At 57.2% G+C, this 18637-nt stretch carries 16 protein-coding genes and 1 tRNA gene; 9 read left to right on the forward strand and 8 right to left on the reverse strand.

Annotated features, from left to right (window positions below; all coding sequences use genetic code 11):
- Positions 1-25: 25 nt before the first annotated feature.
- The 7 genes from K3754_RS00940 to K3754_RS00970 all read right to left on the reverse strand — a co-directional run bounded on the left by K3754_RS00940 (position 26) and on the right by K3754_RS00970 (position 4721).
- A complete protein-coding gene (locus K3754_RS00940) occupies positions 26-376 on the reverse strand; it encodes an NIPSNAP family protein (protein WP_259940046.1) in 351 nt (116 codons plus the stop codon).
- Between the two features lie 7 nt (positions 377-383).
- Positions 384-1148: an SDR family NAD(P)-dependent oxidoreductase gene (locus K3754_RS00945; protein ID WP_259940048.1), complete on the reverse strand. Its 765-nt coding sequence runs from the start codon at positions 1146-1148 to the stop codon at positions 384-386.
- Between the two features lie 3 nt (positions 1149-1151).
- Positions 1152-1802, reverse strand: coding sequence for a ThuA domain-containing protein (locus K3754_RS00950; RefSeq protein ID WP_203209453.1), 651 nt, complete (start codon positions 1800-1802; stop codon positions 1152-1154).
- A complete protein-coding gene (locus K3754_RS00955) occupies positions 1799-2545 on the reverse strand; it encodes an SDR family NAD(P)-dependent oxidoreductase (protein ID WP_259940051.1) in 747 nt (248 codons plus the stop codon). The genes K3754_RS00950 and K3754_RS00955 overlap by 4 nt, the downstream gene beginning before the upstream one ends.
- Positions 2542-3762, reverse strand: a complete 1221-nt coding sequence (locus K3754_RS00960; RefSeq protein ID WP_259940054.1) for a cytochrome P450 — start codon at positions 3760-3762, stop codon at positions 2542-2544. The genes K3754_RS00955 and K3754_RS00960 overlap by 4 nt, the downstream gene beginning before the upstream one ends.
- A 102-nt stretch (positions 3763-3864) precedes the next feature.
- Complete coding sequence (locus K3754_RS00965) at positions 3865-4242, reverse strand: limonene-1,2-epoxide hydrolase family protein (RefSeq protein WP_259940056.1); 378 nt, start codon at positions 4240-4242, stop codon at positions 3865-3867.
- Positions 4239-4721, reverse strand: coding sequence for a MarR family winged helix-turn-helix transcriptional regulator (locus K3754_RS00970; RefSeq protein ID WP_259940061.1), 483 nt, complete (start codon positions 4719-4721; stop codon positions 4239-4241). The genes K3754_RS00965 and K3754_RS00970 overlap by 4 nt, the downstream gene beginning before the upstream one ends.
- Positions 4722-4856: 135 nt before the next feature.
- On the opposite strand from K3754_RS00970, the gene K3754_RS00975 reads away from it, so the two are divergent.
- Genes K3754_RS00975 through K3754_RS00990 form a run of 4 tightly spaced genes read left to right on the forward strand, consistent with a single transcriptional unit; the run spans position 4857 to position 9741 of the window.
- Complete coding sequence (locus K3754_RS00975; protein WP_259940064.1) at positions 4857-5861, forward strand: amidohydrolase family protein; 1005 nt, start codon at positions 4857-4859, stop codon at positions 5859-5861.
- An 11-nt stretch (positions 5862-5872) separates the two neighbouring features.
- The gene (locus tag K3754_RS00980) at positions 5873-7240 is read left to right on the forward strand and encodes an amidohydrolase family protein (RefSeq protein WP_259940067.1); all 1368 of its coding nucleotides are present in this window, start codon (positions 5873-5875) and stop codon (positions 7238-7240) included.
- Between the two features lie 26 nt (positions 7241-7266).
- Positions 7267-8496, forward strand: a complete 1230-nt coding sequence (locus tag K3754_RS00985; RefSeq protein WP_259940069.1) for a cytochrome P450 — start codon at positions 7267-7269, stop codon at positions 8494-8496.
- Positions 8497-8529: 33 nt separating this feature from the next.
- Positions 8530-9741, forward strand: a complete 1212-nt coding sequence (locus K3754_RS00990) for an NAD(P)/FAD-dependent oxidoreductase (protein WP_259940071.1) — start codon at positions 8530-8532, stop codon at positions 9739-9741.
- A gap of 197 nt (positions 9742-9938) precedes the next feature.
- On the opposite strand, the gene K3754_RS00995 is transcribed toward K3754_RS00990, so the two are convergent.
- Positions 9939-10024: transfer RNA gene (locus K3754_RS00995), tRNA-Leu, on the reverse strand.
- Between the two features lie 171 nt (positions 10025-10195).
- Between K3754_RS00995 and K3754_RS01000 the strand changes: the two genes are divergently transcribed.
- The 5 genes from K3754_RS01000 (at position 10196) to gltB (ending at position 18546) form a co-directional block, all read left to right on the forward strand.
- Positions 10196-11182, forward strand: coding sequence for a complex I NDUFA9 subunit family protein (locus tag K3754_RS01000; protein ID WP_203209444.1), 987 nt, complete (start codon positions 10196-10198; stop codon positions 11180-11182).
- Positions 11182-11988 carry an undecaprenyl-diphosphate phosphatase gene (locus tag K3754_RS01005; protein ID WP_203209443.1) on the forward strand — a complete coding sequence of 269 codons (807 nt, stop codon included), beginning with the start codon at positions 11182-11184 and terminating at the stop codon, positions 11986-11988. The genes K3754_RS01000 and K3754_RS01005 overlap by 1 nt, the downstream gene beginning before the upstream one ends.
- A 158-nt stretch (positions 11989-12146) precedes the next feature.
- Positions 12147-13580 (forward strand): NAD(P)-dependent oxidoreductase, encoded by a 1434-nt coding sequence (locus tag K3754_RS01010; RefSeq protein WP_259940074.1) that lies wholly within the window; start codon positions 12147-12149, stop codon positions 13578-13580.
- Between the two features lie 2 nt (positions 13581-13582).
- Positions 13583-14014, forward strand: a complete 432-nt coding sequence (locus tag K3754_RS01015) for a GFA family protein (RefSeq protein ID WP_203209441.1) — start codon at positions 13583-13585, stop codon at positions 14012-14014.
- A complete protein-coding gene (gene gltB / locus K3754_RS01020) occupies positions 14014-18546 on the forward strand; it encodes a glutamate synthase large subunit (RefSeq protein ID WP_259940077.1) in 4533 nt (1510 codons plus the stop codon). The genes K3754_RS01015 and gltB overlap by 1 nt, the downstream gene beginning before the upstream one ends.
- Positions 18547-18637: the final 91 nt, after the last annotated feature.

Consider the following 18637-nt stretch of genomic DNA (forward strand, 5'->3'; position numbering starts at 1 on the left):
CTAAAACAATTTAATTGTGATCGATTTAATTTTCCGATCCGGATGTGTTGGTCGCGATGGTGCGGATGGGCGAAAAGTCGGTTGGCAGCAGGATCTTGGACTCCTGATGTTGGATCATCGGCGTGATCTGACCAAGAAAGTCCCGCCACAGTTGGTGTGACATCAGTTCGGCGCGTCTGGCCCCCCGATCATCCAGCGACGTGTAGCCCCACAAGTGAACGGTTTGATTCAGCGGCCCCAGTTCCGAGGTGAAATAGCCGATCAGGTTCCCCAGAACGCGCTGTTGAAGTGCGCGAGCGCCGGATTGCTCATAAAGAGCAAAGAATTTCGGCAAGGTGCCAGGGTGGTAGCCATAGGTCCGTTGTTCGATGATCATGACATGCTCATTTGTAGCTGACACCAAGGGCAAGACCGCCATCGACGACGATGGACGTTCCCGTTGTCCATTCCGAACGCAGAAGGTAATCGGCGGCTTCGGCAATTTCGGTTGCTGTGCCGATACGGCCCAGCGGGTGATCTTCAGCCATGGATTGCAGCCGCTTTTGGTTTTCGGCTTCGTCCGCGGCCAGCCCGGCCCGAACATTGATCTCGGTCGGCACGGCGCCGGGCAGAACGCAGTTCACACGAATGCGTTTCGGGCCCAATTCTGCAGCAAGGACTTGGCTCAGAACTTCGACCGCGCCTTTGGATGCCGCATAGGGCGATGCGCCGGGAAAAGCGCGGCGTGTATGGACGGATCCGACGAACAGCACCGCACCCCCCGATTGTTCCAGATGTGGGACGGCCAGCCCGGTCAATGCCATGCCCGCCACCACATTGGTATTGAGCACGTTCAGAATGTCATCGGCATCAAGATCGCAGATTGAACCGCGCAGCATGTTTCCCGCATTGTTGAACAGGCCTTGCAACCCGCCGCCATGGGCAACGGCGACTTCGATCATGCGGGCGCGGTCGTCTGCGTTGGTAACGTCACCCGCAATCCCGATGCAATTTGGCCCGATGTCCTGTGAAACGGCCTCAATCTTTTCAGCCCGCCGCCCGGTGATTGTCACCCGCGCACCACGCGCGGCGAAATAACGTGCAACCTCGGCACCGATGCCAGAGCCGCCGCCCGTCACCAAAAGAGAATATCCGTTTATATCCTGCATGATTTATCCTTTGTTTCCGAGCGCCCGCGCCGCGGCCTCTTTCAACAGGCGAACATAGCCGGGATTTTCAGTGGCCGTCAGATCATGCCCCAGCGCGAGATAGATACAGCGGTCTTTGGCGGTCATCACGGGTTGTGCCTTGCCGCCTTCCGGATCCTGCGCTGTCGCCAGTACAGTTGCATCTGGCGCGACCTGCATATCACTGTAAAGCTCGTCCCAGATTTGGAAACGGCCTGTCTCATCGATCACATCGAAGTATCCCGGTTGCGGGTGGTGAGATTGCCCCCAGACCCAGGAAATCCCCAGAAGATCTCCCCACTCCGCCCATGTGTCGAAACAAACAGCAGCCGTGTGCAGCCCTAATAGGCCGCCGTTTCGCGCCACGTGGGATTGCAAGGCCGTCTTGTCTTGCTCTGAACAAACATGGGCAAAACGGTCGCGCAGGGGGCCGTATTTGTCGGCCTGTGTCATAGAGAAACCAAGCGCGTTGATTGTCACGAGGTCAAAATCTTCCTGCGTAAGGCGGTCAAATCCTTCGGCCACGCCGCAAAGCTGCGAAACGATTCCAAGATCATTCAGATGCGCCGCGATGCTCGCCGAGGTCTCATTGAAAGGGTGGTAGGGACCGCCCGATATCAGAAGGTTTCGGATCATGATTTGGCTTCGCGCGGCAATTGGGTCAGCAGGCTGACGGATACGCCGCCATCGACAACAAGTTGGTGCCCGTTGATATAGCTGGCCTTATCGCTGGCCAGAAAACACACCGTGTTGGCGATGTCTTCGGACAGACCGAGCCTTTTGGACGGCACCGCTTGTTCGCGCAGGCTGCGCACTGCCGGATCGGCAAAGAACGGCGTCGACAGGCCGGCATCAATGAACCCTGGCGCGATGGCGTTCACACGCAGACCCAGTGCCGACCATTCCAGCGCCATCATCTCGGTCAACTTGGCCAGCCCGGCCTTGGAGGCAGGGTAGCTGCCCGAACCAGGGCCGGTGGTGATTGCATTGATCGAGGTCACGTTCAGGATCACGCCGGATCTGCGTTCGACCATGCCCCGCGCGGCGGCCCGTGCCACGATAAATGCGCCGACAAGGTTCACGTCCAGTTGTAGGCGGAAGGTCTCAATAGGCATATCCAGCAGGGGGGCAAAACGGCCGATCCCGGCATTGTTCACCACCAGATCCGGCACCGCGCCGAATTGCTCCATCGCGGCCAGAACGGCCGGTTCATCAGTCACATCAACGACAAAGGCCTCGGCGCCTGTTTCGGCGGCGGCCTCGTTGAGACTGCCCGTGTCCATATCAAACAGCCCAACCCGAAAGCCGTCTTCAATCAAGGCCTTGGCGCAGGCACGGCCCAGACCGCCACTGCCACCGGTTACGATTGCGGTTTTCATGACCAAACTCGCTTTTTGTCAAATATAACAGGGTAATAGCCCCAATTGGGCCGGGCGGTATCTACGGCGGGGCGCGGCGGATCATCAGGATCGATGCGTGCACCACGGGCAAACAGATCGCGCAGGAACAGCGTGATGGTGCCATATTGATGTGTCGCCGGATCGACCTCGCCGCGTGGCAGGATCCCGCCGTCCAGATCGCGCCCCAGACAGGTGTGAACCCCGGTGCCAAAGGTATGGCCATAAGGCGGATGCGGTGTCTTGATCTTGCGGTAGGGGTTAAAGCTGTCGGCATCTGCGCCGTAAATTTCGGGATCGCGATTGGATTCGGCCAGGCGGAATTCGATCATCTCACCTTCCGCCACATCACCAGCACCTTCCAGATGCATCGGGCATGTCGCGCTGCGCCAGGCTACGGGACTGGCCGGATGCAGGCGCAGGCTTTCGTGAACGCAGCGTTGGAAAAAGACCGGATCGTCCTGCAGTTTCTTCCAGCGGGACGGGTCTTCTTCAGCCCAGGAGTAGATCTCGTGAAAGCCGTGGATGGTCGAATTGGCTGTCGAATGCGCTCCCGCCTGAAGGTAGAACGCCACCTCCCGCAGCAGCATATCGGGGGTAAATTCCTCAGGGTCGCCACGTTGCAAGATCACGGTCAGAACATCCCGTGGCAGGTCATCTTCGTGCATCTCGCCATTGGCAACCTTGGCCAGCAAGTCGCGGCGACGTGCCACGGAAGGGTCGAGGAACCGGGGGCGGAAGATATCAATCGCTTCGCGCACCTCTTCGAGCACTTCCGCCTTGGGACGGGTGGAGTGGATCAGGGTCGCGGCATGGGAGAAGGCCTCGACCAGGCGCAACAACTCAGCGGTTTCTTCTGGCGTCTGTTCCTGCCGGTCTACCCCGGCAAAGTCTGCGGTCAGATTCATTGTCACGCGGTAACCCAGATCGATAAGCTCGGCACGACCCCGTTCGATATCGCCAGTCATGGACTGGCGCAGGGTCTTTGGAAAAACGGTTTGTTCGTACCAATGAAAATAGTCTTTGCGGAACACGCGGAATTCCATGATCCGGCGTTTGCGGTGGGCTTCGCCATGCAGGGTAAGCAGGGTGTCGCCCATGATAATAGCGCCTTCATCATAGAGCGCTTGCTTGAGGTCGGGATGCCGCAACCCGCTGGAAATCTGGTTGGTATCGGCGACGATATGCAGCTTTGACACGATTGCGGTCCTTCATTCTGAGTGGCCACAATTTGTATCGAAAGCAATATAATTTACAACAATATTTTTTATGAAATCGGATAAGGTAAATAAAACAAGTATTTATAACGCGTCCAGCTGGCGACGATACCCAGCGAGATCAAAATAGTCCCGCCAGACTCGGATCAACCCTCGCTCAATTTCGAAGATGCCCATCACCTCCAGCGCGATTGGCTTGCCGTGTTTAACAAACCTATCCACACGTTCGGTCAACACGGTATTGCCCTGAACTGCGAGGTTCACGATTTCCCACTGGCAGTGTTCGAAGGGCCCCGCCTTGCGCAGGTAATCCATCACTGGCCCCTTACCATTCAAAGGGGTCAGTGGCATGTTGTGATAAAGGATGTCGTCGTGCAGAAACGGTGCCAGCACCTCAGGGTCCAGGCGCTCCCACGCAGCACAAAATGACCGGACGATCGCAGCAGCATTCGTCGCCGTCATGGTTTGGGCGGGATGTCTCTGGGCAGGGCTTCATAGACCCGTGTCATCAGGTTGGTCAGTACGTCGATTTCTTCCTGGCTTAGGGCGCCAGAGATATTCTCGAGAATCATATCGCTCAGTTGATTGCATTTCTCCGCAACTTCCTCCCCAAGCGGCGTGAGTGTGATGACCACCGTCCGGTTGTCGGTTTCGGAGCGGGTGCGCCGCACGTGATTGTCGCGTTCCAGACGTTTGATCTGGTGCGAAATCGTAGATTGCGGCAATGCGATAAATTCGACCAGCTCCCCGATCTTCATCGGACCCTTCTCAGCGATGGCCACGATAATGCGTGAGCTGAACAGATCAAGTTTATGCGGCGATATCAGGGGATTGCACAGGTGATTCAGGCGGGCGTTGATCCGGTGGGCCAAGAAGGAAATGCGTTGGTCCAACGGGCGACGCTCGAATTTTGTTGGTGGGTCTTGTGGGGTGCGTGACACGTTGATCGGTCTCTTCTTTTTAAGGGTGGCAAGAGCCATGAGCGCAGGGACTTGCACAGAAAGTTCCTAGTCGATTGACAATAACATCGATATCGATAATATTGCATTCGATCCATTATAACCCAACGGTGCGCAATGTCCAAGACTTTTCAGACTGCCAATGTGATCGATGTTCACGCTCATATCATCCTCGAAGAGTCATTTGGCAAAGCCGGTTCCCTTGGCCCCGAGATGGGTGACCAAGACGGAGACAGCCCGTGGTTTCGTGTGGGTGATTACCGCCTCGACGGCGTGCGTTACAAGGGCAGCGCGTTTATGGATACCGATCTGCGTCTGGCGCGCATGGCGGAGGCCGGGATCGATGCACAGCTTTTGTCGCCGAACCCTTTGACTTTTCTGCACTTTGCACCGACAGATATGGCGGTTCAATTCTGCCAGACCCATAATGACGCGCTGGCAGGACTGCTGTCGCGCTATCCAGGAAATCTGGCCGGCCTTGCGGCGCTTCCGATGCAATCGGTCCCCGATGCAATTGACGAACTCACCCGCGCAGTCACCGTGATGGGGATGCTGGGCAGTTGCATCGGCACCGACATGCCCCACGCGTTGGACCATCCGGCGATGGACCCGTTTTATGAGGCCTGCGTCCGGTTGAATGTCCCCCTGTTTCTTCACCCATCGCCAGCCGGGATTGAAGGGCCTGCAGGTGATCCGAACCTGAAAGACTATGATCTGGATGTGGTACTGGGCTTTGCCGCGCAAGAAGTTCTCGCAGTGGCGCGCCTGATCTACGGCGGTGTCCTTGAGCGCCATCCGGACCTCGATATCTGCATCAGCCATGGCGGTGGTGCGACGGGTTATCTTGCCGGGCGCATGGCGTTGGCGGCGCGCAAGCGCCCCTGGTCACCGGAGCACCTGCGGGCTGACGGAGCGTTTGAAGAACGCCTGTCACGGCTGTGGTTTGATGACCACCTGAACAATGCAGACAGCCTTGTGATGCTGAAAAACCTGATTGGCGATGAACGGCTGGTCTTCGGGACGAATTTCTCCGGGTGGGACGCGCCGGAGGATCTGGCGAACCATCGCCCGCCCGAGAAGTTTGCCAACAACGCCCGCCGCCTTCTTCGAATCTCGCAATAGGATTGAATGACATGAACACGCAAATCATCAAGAACGGCCGCGTCATCGACGGAACCGGTGCAAAAGCAATTGACGCGAGTGTATTGATCGAAGAGGGCGTTATCACCGCGGTGGGAGCCGAAGCCGACGCAAAGGCCGAACAGATGCCGGGTATTCGAGAGATTGATGCAACTGGACAAACGGTCATGCCCGGTCTTGTCGATACCCATTGCCATCTTTCCTTTGACGATGCCGGGTCCAACGCGGAAATCTTTCACCAACGGCGCAACGCTCTCTCGGCGCTGGTGGCTTCCTATAATGGTCGCAAACTTCTGCGGGCGGGTGTGACGAGCGTTTTGGATCCCGATTCGGTGCATGAGAACATGATCGATCTGCGTGATGCGATTGACGCCAATATCGTCGAAGGTCCGCGCATGTCCTGCGGGTCATATGCATTGATCACCGGTGTCGGCGGAACAGCGGGCCGGTTGATCAAAGACGAAGGGGTCACGGGCTACTACTTGCCGGTCAATTCCCGCGATGAGATCGTGCGCGAGGTGCGCCGCCAGATCAAATATGGTGCGGATTGGATAAAGGTGCATGTCACCGGAATCGTTCCACGGCAGGCCCATCTGGGTGAGCTTTGCGTCTGGACGCTGGATGAGCTCAAGCTGATCTGCGACACCGCGCATGAGCTGCGTACCCCTGTCATGGGTCATTGTCGCGGGGCAGAGGCGACTAGACGCGCCGCAGTTGCAGGGTTCGATTTGATCTTTCATGCCACCGCGATTGACGATGCAGCCTTGCAAGAAATCATCGACCGCAAGATCCCGATTACGCCCGCACTGACGTTCCAGGCCAATATGGTGGACTACGGGCACAAGATCGGAACCTCGTCAGAGTTGATGAAAATATTCGAAAGCGAAATTACCGATTCCATCGACACGATGACCAAGGCCCATAAGGAAGGCGTGCCGCTGATGTGCGGCTCCGAAGCAGGCTTTTCGCTGGTGCCCTATGGTGACTGGCACTACCGCGAGATGGAAGTCTTTGTGAAATACTTTGGCCTGACGCCGTTGGAAGCCATCAAATGCGGCACGATGAACGGCGCTATCGGAATGCGGATGGAAGGCGAGATTGGCGTCATTGCGCCGGGCTACAAGGCCGATATCATCTGTGTCACCGGCAAGGTCGAAGAGGATCTGTCGCTGCTTGGCAATCCCGACAACATCACCAGAGTGATGATTGGAGGGGTCGAAAAGAACATCGATCCGCTGCCCGAGCGCAAGAATATCTCCGGCTGGCGGTTGGCTTCCATCGGTTCAACCCGTCTGACCCGCGCCGTGGCGCTGGGACAGGAGAGCACGCCGGACGCCCCCAACATAGAAGAGCTGCACTGACAGCGACGAACCAACAGGAGCTCATTATGGCCGAACATTTCATCACCCGTTTCGAACACGCCGAACCGACATTGCGTCTGCCTGACCTGCATCAGGCGCTTTATGACGCGGATACGTTGTTTCTGCCAAAGACCGTGGTTTGCTTGCACGGGCAGGAGCATATGAAGAAAAAGCGCATCTTTGCGGGTGTGTTCAACCGGCCCTTTTTCCGGCATTACCAGAACCACGTCTTTCCCGTCGCGCTGAAGGAATCGATGGATCCCGTACGTGAAAACGGCGGCGGCGATATGGCGCAGTTTGCCTATCGTGTGCTGGTCAACCTTGTGGCGGACAGCGCCGGCATCGACCGGGCCCATAATGAGGCCGACACTGACCGTCTGTTCGCGCTGATCGGCAAACTGGGACATGCCCCCACAATGGGGCAGCTCACCGATCCGTCTGATCGGGACAAGCTGATGGTCGAATTGAAAGAGGCGCTTGAGGCGTTCGAGAAAGAGTTTTTTGAACCCTCTCTGGCCCGTCGCCGCGCCTTGGTCGACAAGTTCAACGCCGGCGAGATCGAGAAATCCGATCTGCCGCGCGACGCAATCACCGCCCAGCTCCAGCATTCGCCCACGGACGACGATCTGCCCTATGACGAGCGGGTGAAGGATGCGGCGTTCTTTATCCTCGCAGGGGCGTTCACGACGGCGAATGTCTTGATGAACGTGGTGAATGAAGTTCTGGATTGGCTCGAAGACCATCCAGAGGATCGCCTGAACCTGATCAACGATCCGGTATTGATGCAAAAGTTCATCTGGGAAGGGGTTCGCCTGCATCCGGCCAGCCCGATTACAAAGCGCCGGGCGCTTTGTCCGGTGCATCTGCCCGATGGGCATGACGCGGAAACGGATGAATTTGTCACGGTTGACCTGACACGGGCGAACCGGAACCCGGACCTGTTTGGAGAGGACGCCGAAAGCTTCAACCCGCATCGCGCGTTGGCGGACAACTTGCCACTGCACGGTGTTTCCTTCGGGGGCGGTGCGCATGTGTGCTTGGGCAAGCTGCTGGCCGTCGGTGTCAAGATCACCGAAGACAACAAGGATGCCGAAGAAACCGAGTTTGGCACCATCGCGATGGTTTTGCGCGCGCTGCTGCAGGAAGGGATCGCACGCGATCCTGCGCGTCCTGTTGAAATCGACGAAAGCACCACGCGGCGGCATTTCAGGACCTTGCCTTTTGTCTTCGATCCCGCATTGGCACAGCAGGGTTGAGCCACAAGGCGTCCGCAAGAGAAAAGTCGGGACATGTCCAGAAATATCGTAATCGTCGGTGCAGGGCAGGCGGGGTTATCGGCCGCGGCCAAGCTGCGCCGGTTGGATTTTGACGGGGGCATTACATTGGTGGGAGCCGAACCTGTGCCGCCCTACCAGCGCCCCCCGCTGAGCAAGAAATACCTGACCGGCGAAATGAGCCGCGAACGGCTGTACCTGAAACCGGAAGATTTCTATGGCGCATCGGACATTGACCTGCGCACCGGTTTCGCCGTGACGGAGATTGATCTTTTCAATCAAGTGGTCAGGACGGACGACGGGGGCCAAATTCCCTATGATGATCTGGTGCTGACAACCGGGGCCGCCCCCCGCCGCCTTCCGGATCGGATGGGCGGCAACCTGCCCGGTGTGTTTGTGATGCGGTCCTTGCAGGATGCAGAAGCCTTGGCTCCAGTGTTCGTCCCAGGACGTAGCTTGTTGGTGATTGGTGGTGGCTACATCGGGCTTGAGGCGGCGGCGGTTGCGGCGTCTTTGGGCATGTCTGTCACGCTGATCGAAATGGCTGACCGTATCCTGCAAAGGGTCGCGGCCCCGGAAACCTCGTCCTTTTTCCGCGAGTTGCACAGAGGCAAAGGTGTCGAGATCATCGAAGGTATCGGACTGGATCACCTGACCGGTCAAAGCCATGTGACAGGGGCCGTTTTGTCGGACGGCAGACGAATTGACGCAGATGTGGTGGTGGTCGGGATAGGTGTTGCCCCAAATACCAGACTTGCTGAAGACGCTGGGCTCCCGCTGGATAACGGGATCGCGGTCGATACCTATGGGCGCGCGGAGCACCCCGGCATCTGGGCCGCAGGAGATTGCGCATCCTTTCCATACCGTGCAGGCCGTATCCGGCTGGAAAGCGTTCCCAACGCGATCGCCCATGCGGAAACCGTGGCCGCCAATCTAATGGGCGCAAATCAGCCCTATGAACCCGACGTTTGGTTCTGGTCGGATCAGTTCGACGTCAAGCTGCAAATCGCCGGATTGAATACCGGTTTTGATGACGTGATCACCCGACCGGGCACACGTGAAGGGGCGGTGTCTTTCTGGTATTTCCGCCGCGATCAATTGGTGGCGGTTGACGCTATGAATGACCCGCGCAGCTATATGACGGGAAAGCGCATGATCGAGAGGGGCCAGACACCAGATAAAGCCATGGTCGCCGACGGATCCAGCGATCTTCGCTCGGCTGTCTAGCGCCGCGCTGTTCTGCTGCCTCTGATCGATGTTTCAGTATCTATCCATTTGAAGTCGAGCCCGTCACCGTGAAACAATCGGAAATTCCAGCTTCCAGCGGTTCAGTACTGGGGGGCAGAAAACCTTTAGCCAAAGGTGGGTCGCAATCGCACAATGATCGCTAACGCGGTATTCTCGCTTGAGTATTTTCGGAAAATTGGTGCCCAGGAGAGGACTCGAACCTCCACACCGTTGCCAGTACTAGCACCTGAAGCTAGCGCGTCTACCATTCCGCCACCTGGGCAGGTTGCGTGAGCGCTGATCTAGGGGGATGTTGGTGGGGTGTCAATCGGATTTTAGCAGAAAAATCACTGTTCCGGTATTTGGTCGCATCCATCATGCGCACTTCTGCCTTGTCCGGCGACAGGCAGGGGGGTACATCACTGTGTAAGAATAGACGTACAGGAGCATTATCATGTCCAAGCTGGTTACGATTTATGGCGGTTCCGGGTTTGTCGGGCGTTATATCGCGCGGCGGATGGCCAAGGCGGGCTGGCGTGTGCGTGTGGCTGTGCGGCGGCCGAATGAGGCGCTTTTTGTCAAACCTTACGGTGTCGTTGGTCAGGTAGAGCCGATCCTGTGCAACATCCGCGATGACAATTCTGTGCGGGCTGCGTTGGTCGGTGCGGATGCGGTTGTGAACTGCGTTGGTATCCTGGCCGAAAGCGGCAAGAACTCGTTTGATGCGGTACAGGTTGAAGGTGCCACGCGGGTGGCGCGTCTGGCGGCAGAAGAAGGTATTGCGCGGATGGTCCAGATCTCTGCGATTGGTGCCGATGCCGATGCAGACAGTGAATACGCCCAGACCAAAGCGCGCGGCGAGGCTGGCGTGCTTGAACATATGCCGGGCGCCGTGATCTTGCGGCCTTCTATCGTTTTCGGGCCTGAGGATGAGTTTTTTAACCGTTTTGCCGGCATGACACGGTTCAGCCCAGTGCTGCCGCTGGTGAATGCAGATGCCAAGTTCCAGCCTGTTTATGTGGACGATGTCGCCCATGCGGCAGAACTGGCCCTCACCGGCAAGGCAGAGGCAGGCATCTACGAGTTGGGCGGGCCGGATACCGAAAGCTTCCGCGCTTTGATGCAGCGGATGTTGGGCGTGATTGGCCGGCGCCGCTTGATCCTGAACATGCCAAACTGGATGGCGCGTCTGACGGCCTTTGGGTTTGATATGATGCAGGCGATGACATTTGGCCTGATCAGCAACGGCGTTCTGACCCGCGATCAGGTGAAAAACCTGCAAAACGACAACGTCGTCGCAGAAGACGCCAAAGGTTTTGACAGTCTGGGTATTCGCCCGGTGTCGATGGTTTCGATCCTGCCTGACTATCTGTGGCGGTTCCGGCCCTCCGGTCAATATGACGCAATCAAGGATTCGGCACAGAACCTGCGCCGCGGCTGATGGACAGCTCGACAACGCTGGTTGCTGCCTTTCTGGGTCTTGTTGAGGGGCTGACGGAGTTTATTCCGGTGTCCTCGACGGGGCATCTGTTGCTGGCTGGGCATTTTCTTGGGTTTGAAAGCGCCGGCAAAACCTTCGAAGTGGTGATCCAGCTGGGCGCGGTTCTGGCGATCCTGACAATCTATGCCGGACGGCTTTGGTCTGTGTTTTCCACAGCGCCGCATGATCCTCAGTCCCGTCGCTTCATTCTGTCTGTGTTGATCGCGTTCTTGCCCGCCGTGTTCATAGGCGTACTCGCCCATGACTTTATCAAAACTGTTCTGTTTGAAACGCCGATGCTGATTGCGATCATGCTGATTCTCGGTGGTTTTGTCCTGCTGGTCGTGGACCGTATCGCACCGGAGCCTGTTCATGATGACGCGATGCGCTTTCCCCTTCCGATGGCCCTTGCGATCGGGTTTATCCAATGTCTGGCGATGATCCCCGGGGTATCACGGTCTGGCGCAACCATTGTGGGGGCGCTGATGTTGGGCGGCAGCAAACGCGCGGCGGCGGAGTTTTCCTTTTTCCTGTCGATGCCAACAATGGCAGGCGCGTTTGCCTATGATCTTTATAAGAATCGTGACGTGTTGGATGCCTCCGCCATGGGTGAAATCGCAGTTGGTTTTGCGATGGCCTTTGTCAGTGCGGTTTTGGTGGTGCGGTGGCTTCTCGGTTATGTGAGCAAGCATGGTTATGCGCTTTTTGGCTGGTGGCGAATCGTCGTTGGGACAGCAGCATTTGTGGGCCTTTTGGTTTTTGGATAATAGATAGGTCCGATGCGGATCTAAAATTTGCCGGAAAACCGCATCAGTAACCCAGAGAGATGCGATTAACTTGAATATAGGTCATCAATGCTGACTTTTATTCCTTTTCATCCTGTAATATCCCACAGCTTCGGTGGATTGAATGAAAGGGCGCGGTCATGGCCAAGCAACCTATGCTGAAATTTGTAAGCGTTGAACGGGATATGCCTGAGAAACGGCCCCCGGATTTGCGTCGCACAGATTTTCAGGAGATCTATGCCGAATATGCGGATGCAAAAGCCAAAGAGCAATCCAGCCGCTGTAGCCAATGTGGCGTGCCCTATTGCCAGAGCCATTGTCCGCTGCACAACAACATTCCCGATTGGCTGCGGCTGACCGCCGAGGGGCGTCTGCAAGAGGCCTATGAGGTGTCGCAGGCCACCAACACCTTCCCCGAGATCTGCGGGCGAATTTGTCCGCAGGACCGGCTGTGCGAAGGCAACTGCGTTATTGAACAATCCGGCCATGGCACAGTGACCATTGGATCGGTCGAGAAATATATCACCGACACCGCATGGGAAAACGGCTGGGTCCAACCGATCACGCCTAAGGCTGAGCGTACCGAAAGCGTTGGCATCATTGGCGCGGGGCCCGGCGGCCTTGCGGCGGCGGATGTGCTGCGCCGGGCGGGTGTGCAGGTCACGATCTATGACCGCTATGACCGCGCAGGCGGGCTGCTGACCTACGGCATTCCGGGGTTCAAGCTGGAAAAAGATGTGGTGATGCGCCGCAACGATCAACTGGCCGAGGGCGGCGTTACATTTGAGCTGAATTGCGATGTGGGTCGCGACATCAGCTTTGCCGATATTCGGGCCAAACATGACGCCGTGATCATCGCCACGGGTGTTTACAAAACCCGCGAAATTCAGGCCCCCGGTGTGGGTGGCTTGGGCGTAGAGCGGGCGATTGATTTTCTGACCGCGAGCAATCGCAAAAGCTTTGGCGATACCGTCGAAGAATTTGAAAGCGGCCGTCTGAACGCCAAAGGCAAGCGCGTCGTGGTTATCGGGGGCGGCGACACCGCGATGGATTGCGTGCGGACCTCGATCCGCCAAGGCGCGACCAGCGTGAAATGCTTGTACCGTCGTGACCGTGCCAACATGCCGGGCAGTCAACGTGAAGTGGCCAACGCCGAAGAAGAAGGCGTGGTATTTGAGTGGCTTTCTGCCCCCAAAGGCTTTGTTGGCGACCCCGTAACAGGTGTCATGGTCCAGAAAATGCGCCTTGGTGCACCTGATGCCACAGGCCGCCAATCCCCTGAGGTGATGGAAGGGGCCGATTATATCGAAGAGGCTGATCTGGTGATCACCGCCCTTGGATTTGAGCCGGAAGATCTGCCGACCCTCTGGAATGAGCCTGAATTGCCGGTGAACCGTTGGGGCACAGTCAAAGCGGATTACATCACCGGCGCGACAGCCCTTGATGGGGTCTATGCCGTGGGTGATATCGTTCGCGGGGCATCCTTGGTGGTGTGGGCGATCAAGGACGGGCGCGACTGTGCCGAGGCGATCCTTGCCCAGCTTGGCGATTCTGCTGCGATTGCGGCCGAATAACGATGGCCGAGGTGCAACATCTTTCAGGACATTGCCTCTGCGGCGCGGTGAAGATCACCGCAACTGCCAGCAATCCGATCCTGAGGGCCTGCCACTGCGATATGTGCCGTCAGCATACATCGGGCATGTTCGTGTCCATCTCCGCCGATCCGGACAGCATTACAGTGGACGGTCCGGCCAAGAGTTTTCGGTCTTCAGAATGGGCGGAGCGTGGCTTTTGCCCCGAATGTGGCTCAACCCTTTGGTACGGAACGGTCCATGACGGGGTCAAGAACCTCTCTGCTGGCCTGTTCAAAGGGGCGGCAGACGCCCCGATGAAGCTTGAGTTTTTCGCCGACAATTGCCCGCAGGGATATGCCCTTGCCGGGACCCATAAGAAACTATCGACACAAGACACAATTGCGCTGTTTGCGCCGCAAGAAGGAGAAGCCTGATGACCAAATATGATGATGCATGGGTGGCCCGCGAAGAAGCAAAGCGCGCGATGATGGCAGAGCAGGGCCTCTATAGCCCTGAGGAAGAGCATTCATCCTGTGGCGTTGGTCTTGTGGTGAACATTGACGGGAAAAAGTCCCGTGATGTGGTGCTTAACGGAATCAAAGCGCTCAAGGCGATCTGGCACCGAGGCGCGGTGGATGCGGATGGCAAAACCGGTGATGGCGCGGGCATCCACGTGCAGATCCCGGTTCCTTTCTTTTATGATCAGGTGCGCCGTACCGGCCATACGCCTCGCGAAGACGAAATGATCGCGGTTGGGCAGGTGTTCTTGCCCCGCACGGATTTTGGCGCACAGGAAACATGCAGGACTATTGTGGAAACCGAAGTTCTGCGCATGGGATACTACATCTATGGTTGGCGCCATGTGCCCGTTGATGTTTCGGTCTTGGGCGAAAAGGCCAACGCGACCCGTCCTGAGATCGAACAAATTCTGATTTCTAACACCAAGGGTGTGGATGAGGAAACCTTTGAGCGCGAACTTTATGTGATCCGCCGCCGGATTGAAAAAGCGGCCAACGCCGCGCATGTGCCGACGCTCTATCTGGCGTCGCTGTCCTGCCGGTCGATCATTTATAAAGGCATGATGCTGGCCGAGCAGGTCGCAGAGTTCTATCCGGACCTGAAAGACGACCGTTTCGTCAGCGCCTTTGCGATCTATCACCAGCGTTATTCAACCAACACCTTCCCGCAGTGGTGGCTGGCACAGCCGTTCCGCATGTTGGCGCACAACGGTGAAATCAACACGCTGCGCGGCAACTTGAACTGGATGAAATCGCACGAGATCCGAATGGCATCGAATGCCTTTGGCGACATGGCAGAGGATATCAAACCTATTGTTCCAGCCGGATCTTCGGACTCTGCCGCATTAGACTCTGTTTTCGAAGCATTGGTGCGTGCCGGTCGTAATGCGCCAATGGCAAAAACCATGCTGGTGCCGGAAAGCTGGTCCAAGCAAGCGGTTGAGCTGCCGCAGGCGTGGCGCGACATGTATTCCTATTGCAACTCCGTAATGGAACCTTGGGATGGTCCTGCTGCATTGGCGATGACCGATGGCCGATGGGTGTGCGCCGGCCTCGACCGGAATGGGCTGCGTCCGATGCGCTACGTGGTCACCGCTGATGGGATGCTGATTGCCGGGTCCGAGGCGGGCATGGTGCCGTTGGACGAAGCAAATGTGACCTTCAAAGGGGCGCTAGGACCCGGTCAAATCATTGCCGTCGATATGACCGACGGCAAATTGTACCACGATACAGAGGTCAAGGATCAACTGGCGGCGTCACAGCCTTTTGGTGAATGGGTCGGCAAAATCGTTGAACTTGACACGCCGCTGTCCAAAGTTACGGAAAAACCGCTGTTTTCCGGGAATGAGTTGCGCCGCCGTCAGGTGGCAGCAGGCTATTCCATCGAAGACTTGGAACAGATTCTCGCGCCGATGGCCGAAGACGGCAAAGAAACGTTGGCCTCAATGGGCGACGACACACCCTCTGCGGTTCTGTCCAAGCAATATCGCCCATTAAGCCATTTCTTCCGCCAAAACTTCAGTCAGGTGACCAATCCGCCGATCGACAGCCTGCGCGAATTCCGGGTGATGAGCCTTAAGACGCGGTTCGGAAACCTTAAGAACGTTCTGGACGAAGACAGCAGCCAAACCGAGATTTTGGTGCTGGACAGCCCGTTTGTCGGCAATGCGCAGTTTGATGAATTGTTCAGCCACTTCAACGCGGATGTGGTCACCATCGACTGCACGTTCGAGCCTGGCGGCAGCAACCTGAGCGCAGGTTTGGCCCGCATTAGAGACGAAGCGGAAGACGCTGTGCGTTCCGGCGCTGGGCATTTGGTTTTGACCGATCAAGGCAGCAACGAGCACCGCGCTGCGATGCCGATGATCCTCGCCACCAGCGCGGTTCATAGCCACCTGACCCGCAAAGGCTTGCGCACCTTTACCTCCCTCAATGTACGGTCTGCGGAATGTGTTGATCCGCATTACTTTGCCGTGCTGATTGGTTGTGGCGCGACCGTGGTCAACGCTTATCTGGCAGAGGATTCATTGGCCGACCGGATTGAACGCGGCTTGTTGGATCTGTCTCTAACACAGGCAATTGGCCGCTACCGCGAGGCAATTGACCAAGGTTTGCTCAAGATCATGGCGAAGATGGGGATCTCTGTGATTTCCTCCTATCGCGGCGGTCTGAACTTTGAAGCGGTCGGATTGTCCCGTGCCATGTGCGCCGAATATTTCCCCGGCATGACCAGCCGTATCAGCGGCATTGGTGTGACCGGAATTCAGCGCAAGGCAGAAGCCGTTCACGCCAAGGGCTGGCAGGGCGATGGCGTGGTTTTGCCCATCGGTGGTTTCTACAAGGCCCGCAAATCCGGCGAGACCCACGCGTGGGAAGCGTCCTCGATGCATTTGCTGCAAATGGCCTGCAATAGAGCCTCATATGAAATGTGGAAACAATATTCGGCCAAGATGCAAAGCAACCCGCCGATCCATCTCCGCGATTTGCTGGATATCAAACCACTTGGTGCGCCGATTGGGCTGGAGGAGGTGGAGAGCATCACCTCGATCCGCAAGCGTTTCGTTACCCCGGGGATGAGCCTTGGCGCGTTGTCGCCCGAGGCGCACAAAACTCTGAACGTCGCGATGAACCGGATCGGGGCAAAATCCGACTCTGGTGAAGGGGGCGAAGATCCGGCGCACTTTGTGCCAGAGCCAAATGGCGACAACCCAAGTGCCAAGATCAAACAGGTGGCATCGGGCCGTTTTGGTGTGACCGCGGAATATCTAAACCAATGTGAAGAGCTTGAGATCAAGGTCGCCCAAGGTGCCAAGCCCGGCGAGGGTGGTCAGCTGCCCGGCATGAAGGTGACAGATCTGATCGCGCGTCTGCGGCATTCGACCAAGGGTGTAACCTTGATTTCACCGCCGCCGCACCACGACATCTATTCCATCGAAGACCTTGCGCAGCTGATCTATGATCTCAAACAGATCAACCCGCGTTGCAAGGTGACGGTGAAACTGGTTGCCTCGTCTGGTGTTGGGACCATCGCGGCAGGAGTTGCCAAAGCCAAGGCGGACATCATCCTGATTTCCGGTCACAACGGTGGCACAGGTGCGTCCCCCGCGACCTCGATCAAATATGCGGGTCTGCCGTGGGAAATGGGCCTTACGGAGGCGCATCAGGTTCTGTCCATGAACAACCTGCGGGATCGTGTGACCCTCCGGACGGATGGCGGGCTGCGCACGGGCCGCGATATTGTGATGGCCGCGATGCTGGGCGCCGAAGAATACGGTATCGGCACCGCCGCATTGATTGCCATGGGCTGTATCATGGTGCGCCAGTGTCAGAGCAATACCTGCCCCGTGGGTGTCTGTACCCAGGATGAGGCGTTGCGCGACAAGTTTACCGGGAATGCGGACAAGGTTGTAAACCTGATTACCTTCTACGCCAGTGAAGTGCGCGAAATTCTGGCCAGCATCGGTGCGCGGTCTTTGGATGACGTGATCGGACGTGCGGATTTGCTCACGCAGGTCAGCCGTGGTTCTGCACATCTGGATGATCTGGACCTGAACCCGCTGTTGATCACTGTCGATGGCGCGCACAACAACGTCTACGACCGCGACAAGCCGCGAAATGCGGTTCTGGATACGCTTGACGCGCAGATCGTGCGTGACGCCGCGCGGTTCCTGGAAGATGGCGAGAAGATGCAGTTGAGTTATGCGGTACAGAACACTCACCGGACGGTCGGCACCCGCATATCCAGCCACATTGTCCGCAAATTTGGGATGAACAACGCCCTGCAACGAGATCACTTGACGGTCAAGCTGACCGGTTCTGCCGGGCAATCCCTTGGTGCGTTCATCGCGCCAGGGCTCAAGCTTGAGGTGTCAGGCGATGCCAACGACTATGTCGGCAAGGGCCTGTCGGGCGGCACGATTGTCGTGCGTCCGCCCATGTCCAGTCCGGTTGTGGCGTCCGAGAATACGATCATCGGCAATACCGTGCTCTATGGTGCAACCGCAGGCTATCTGTTTGCGGCGGGCCGAGCCGGCGAACGGTTTGCTGTGCGCAACTCCGGTGCCAAAGTGGTCATTGAGGGCTGTGGCAGCAACGGCTGCGAGTATATGACAGGCGGTGTGGCCGTTATCCTGGGTGAAGTCGGAGCCAACTTTGCCGCCGGGATGACGGGTGGCATGGCCTATCTTTATGATCCTGACGGGCAAGCCTTGCCCCTGATGAACCGCGAGACAATTGTGGTTGGACCGGTGTCCGTAGATCATTGGCAAGTGATTCTCGAAGAGCTGCTGGAGCAACATCTTGCAGAAACCGGAAGCCGCAAAGCCGCAGAAATTCTTCAGCACTGGGAGACCGAGCGCCACAATTTCATTCAGATTTGCCCCAAGGAAATGCTGCCTCATCTGCCTGCACCTCTTGGCTATGAAGACGCCGCAATGCCAGCAGAATAAGGGCTTTCTTGCAAAAACAACCCCTACGCGAAATCCATGGTTTTCGCGTAGGGGAGATCACAAAACCCGCCTTTTCTCGAACATTTTTTGA

The sequence above is a fragment of the Sulfitobacter sp. M368 genome (genome assembly GCF_025141875.1).
GTDB lineage: Bacteria > Pseudomonadota > Alphaproteobacteria > Rhodobacterales > Rhodobacteraceae > Sulfitobacter > Sulfitobacter mediterraneus_A.

Coding starts and splice junctions, on each gene's coding strand:
- K3754_RS00940 (WP_259940046.1), bottom strand. CDS start 376: ATGATCATCGAACAACGGACCTATGGCTACCACCCTGGCACCTTGCCG.
- K3754_RS00945 (WP_259940048.1), bottom strand. CDS start 1,148: ATGCAGGATATAAACGGATATTCTCTTTTGGTGACGGGCGGCGGCTCT.
- K3754_RS00950 (WP_203209453.1), bottom strand. CDS start 1,802: ATGATCCGAAACCTTCTGATATCGGGCGGTCCCTACCACCCTTTCAAT.
- K3754_RS00955 (WP_259940051.1), bottom strand. CDS start 2,545: ATGAAAACCGCAATCGTAACCGGTGGCAGTGGCGGTCTGGGCCGTGCC.
- K3754_RS00965 (WP_259940056.1), bottom strand. CDS start 4,242: ATGACGGCGACGAATGCTGCTGCGATCGTCCGGTCATTTTGTGCTGCG.
- K3754_RS00975 (WP_259940064.1), top strand. CDS start 4,857: ATGTCCAAGACTTTTCAGACTGCCAATGTGATCGATGTTCACGCTCAT.
- K3754_RS00980 (WP_259940067.1), top strand. CDS start 5,873: ATGAACACGCAAATCATCAAGAACGGCCGCGTCATCGACGGAACCGGT.
- K3754_RS00985 (WP_259940069.1), top strand. CDS start 7,267: ATGGCCGAACATTTCATCACCCGTTTCGAACACGCCGAACCGACATTG.
- K3754_RS00990 (WP_259940071.1), top strand. CDS start 8,530: ATGTCCAGAAATATCGTAATCGTCGGTGCAGGGCAGGCGGGGTTATCG.
- K3754_RS01000 (WP_203209444.1), top strand. CDS start 10,196: ATGTCCAAGCTGGTTACGATTTATGGCGGTTCCGGGTTTGTCGGGCGT.
- K3754_RS01005 (WP_203209443.1), top strand. CDS start 11,182: ATGGACAGCTCGACAACGCTGGTTGCTGCCTTTCTGGGTCTTGTTGAG.
- K3754_RS01010 (WP_259940074.1), top strand. CDS start 12,147: ATGGCCAAGCAACCTATGCTGAAATTTGTAAGCGTTGAACGGGATATG.
- K3754_RS01015 (WP_203209441.1), top strand. CDS start 13,583: ATGGCCGAGGTGCAACATCTTTCAGGACATTGCCTCTGCGGCGCGGTG.
- gltB (WP_259940077.1), top strand. CDS start 14,014: ATGACCAAATATGATGATGCATGGGTGGCCCGCGAAGAAGCAAAGCGC.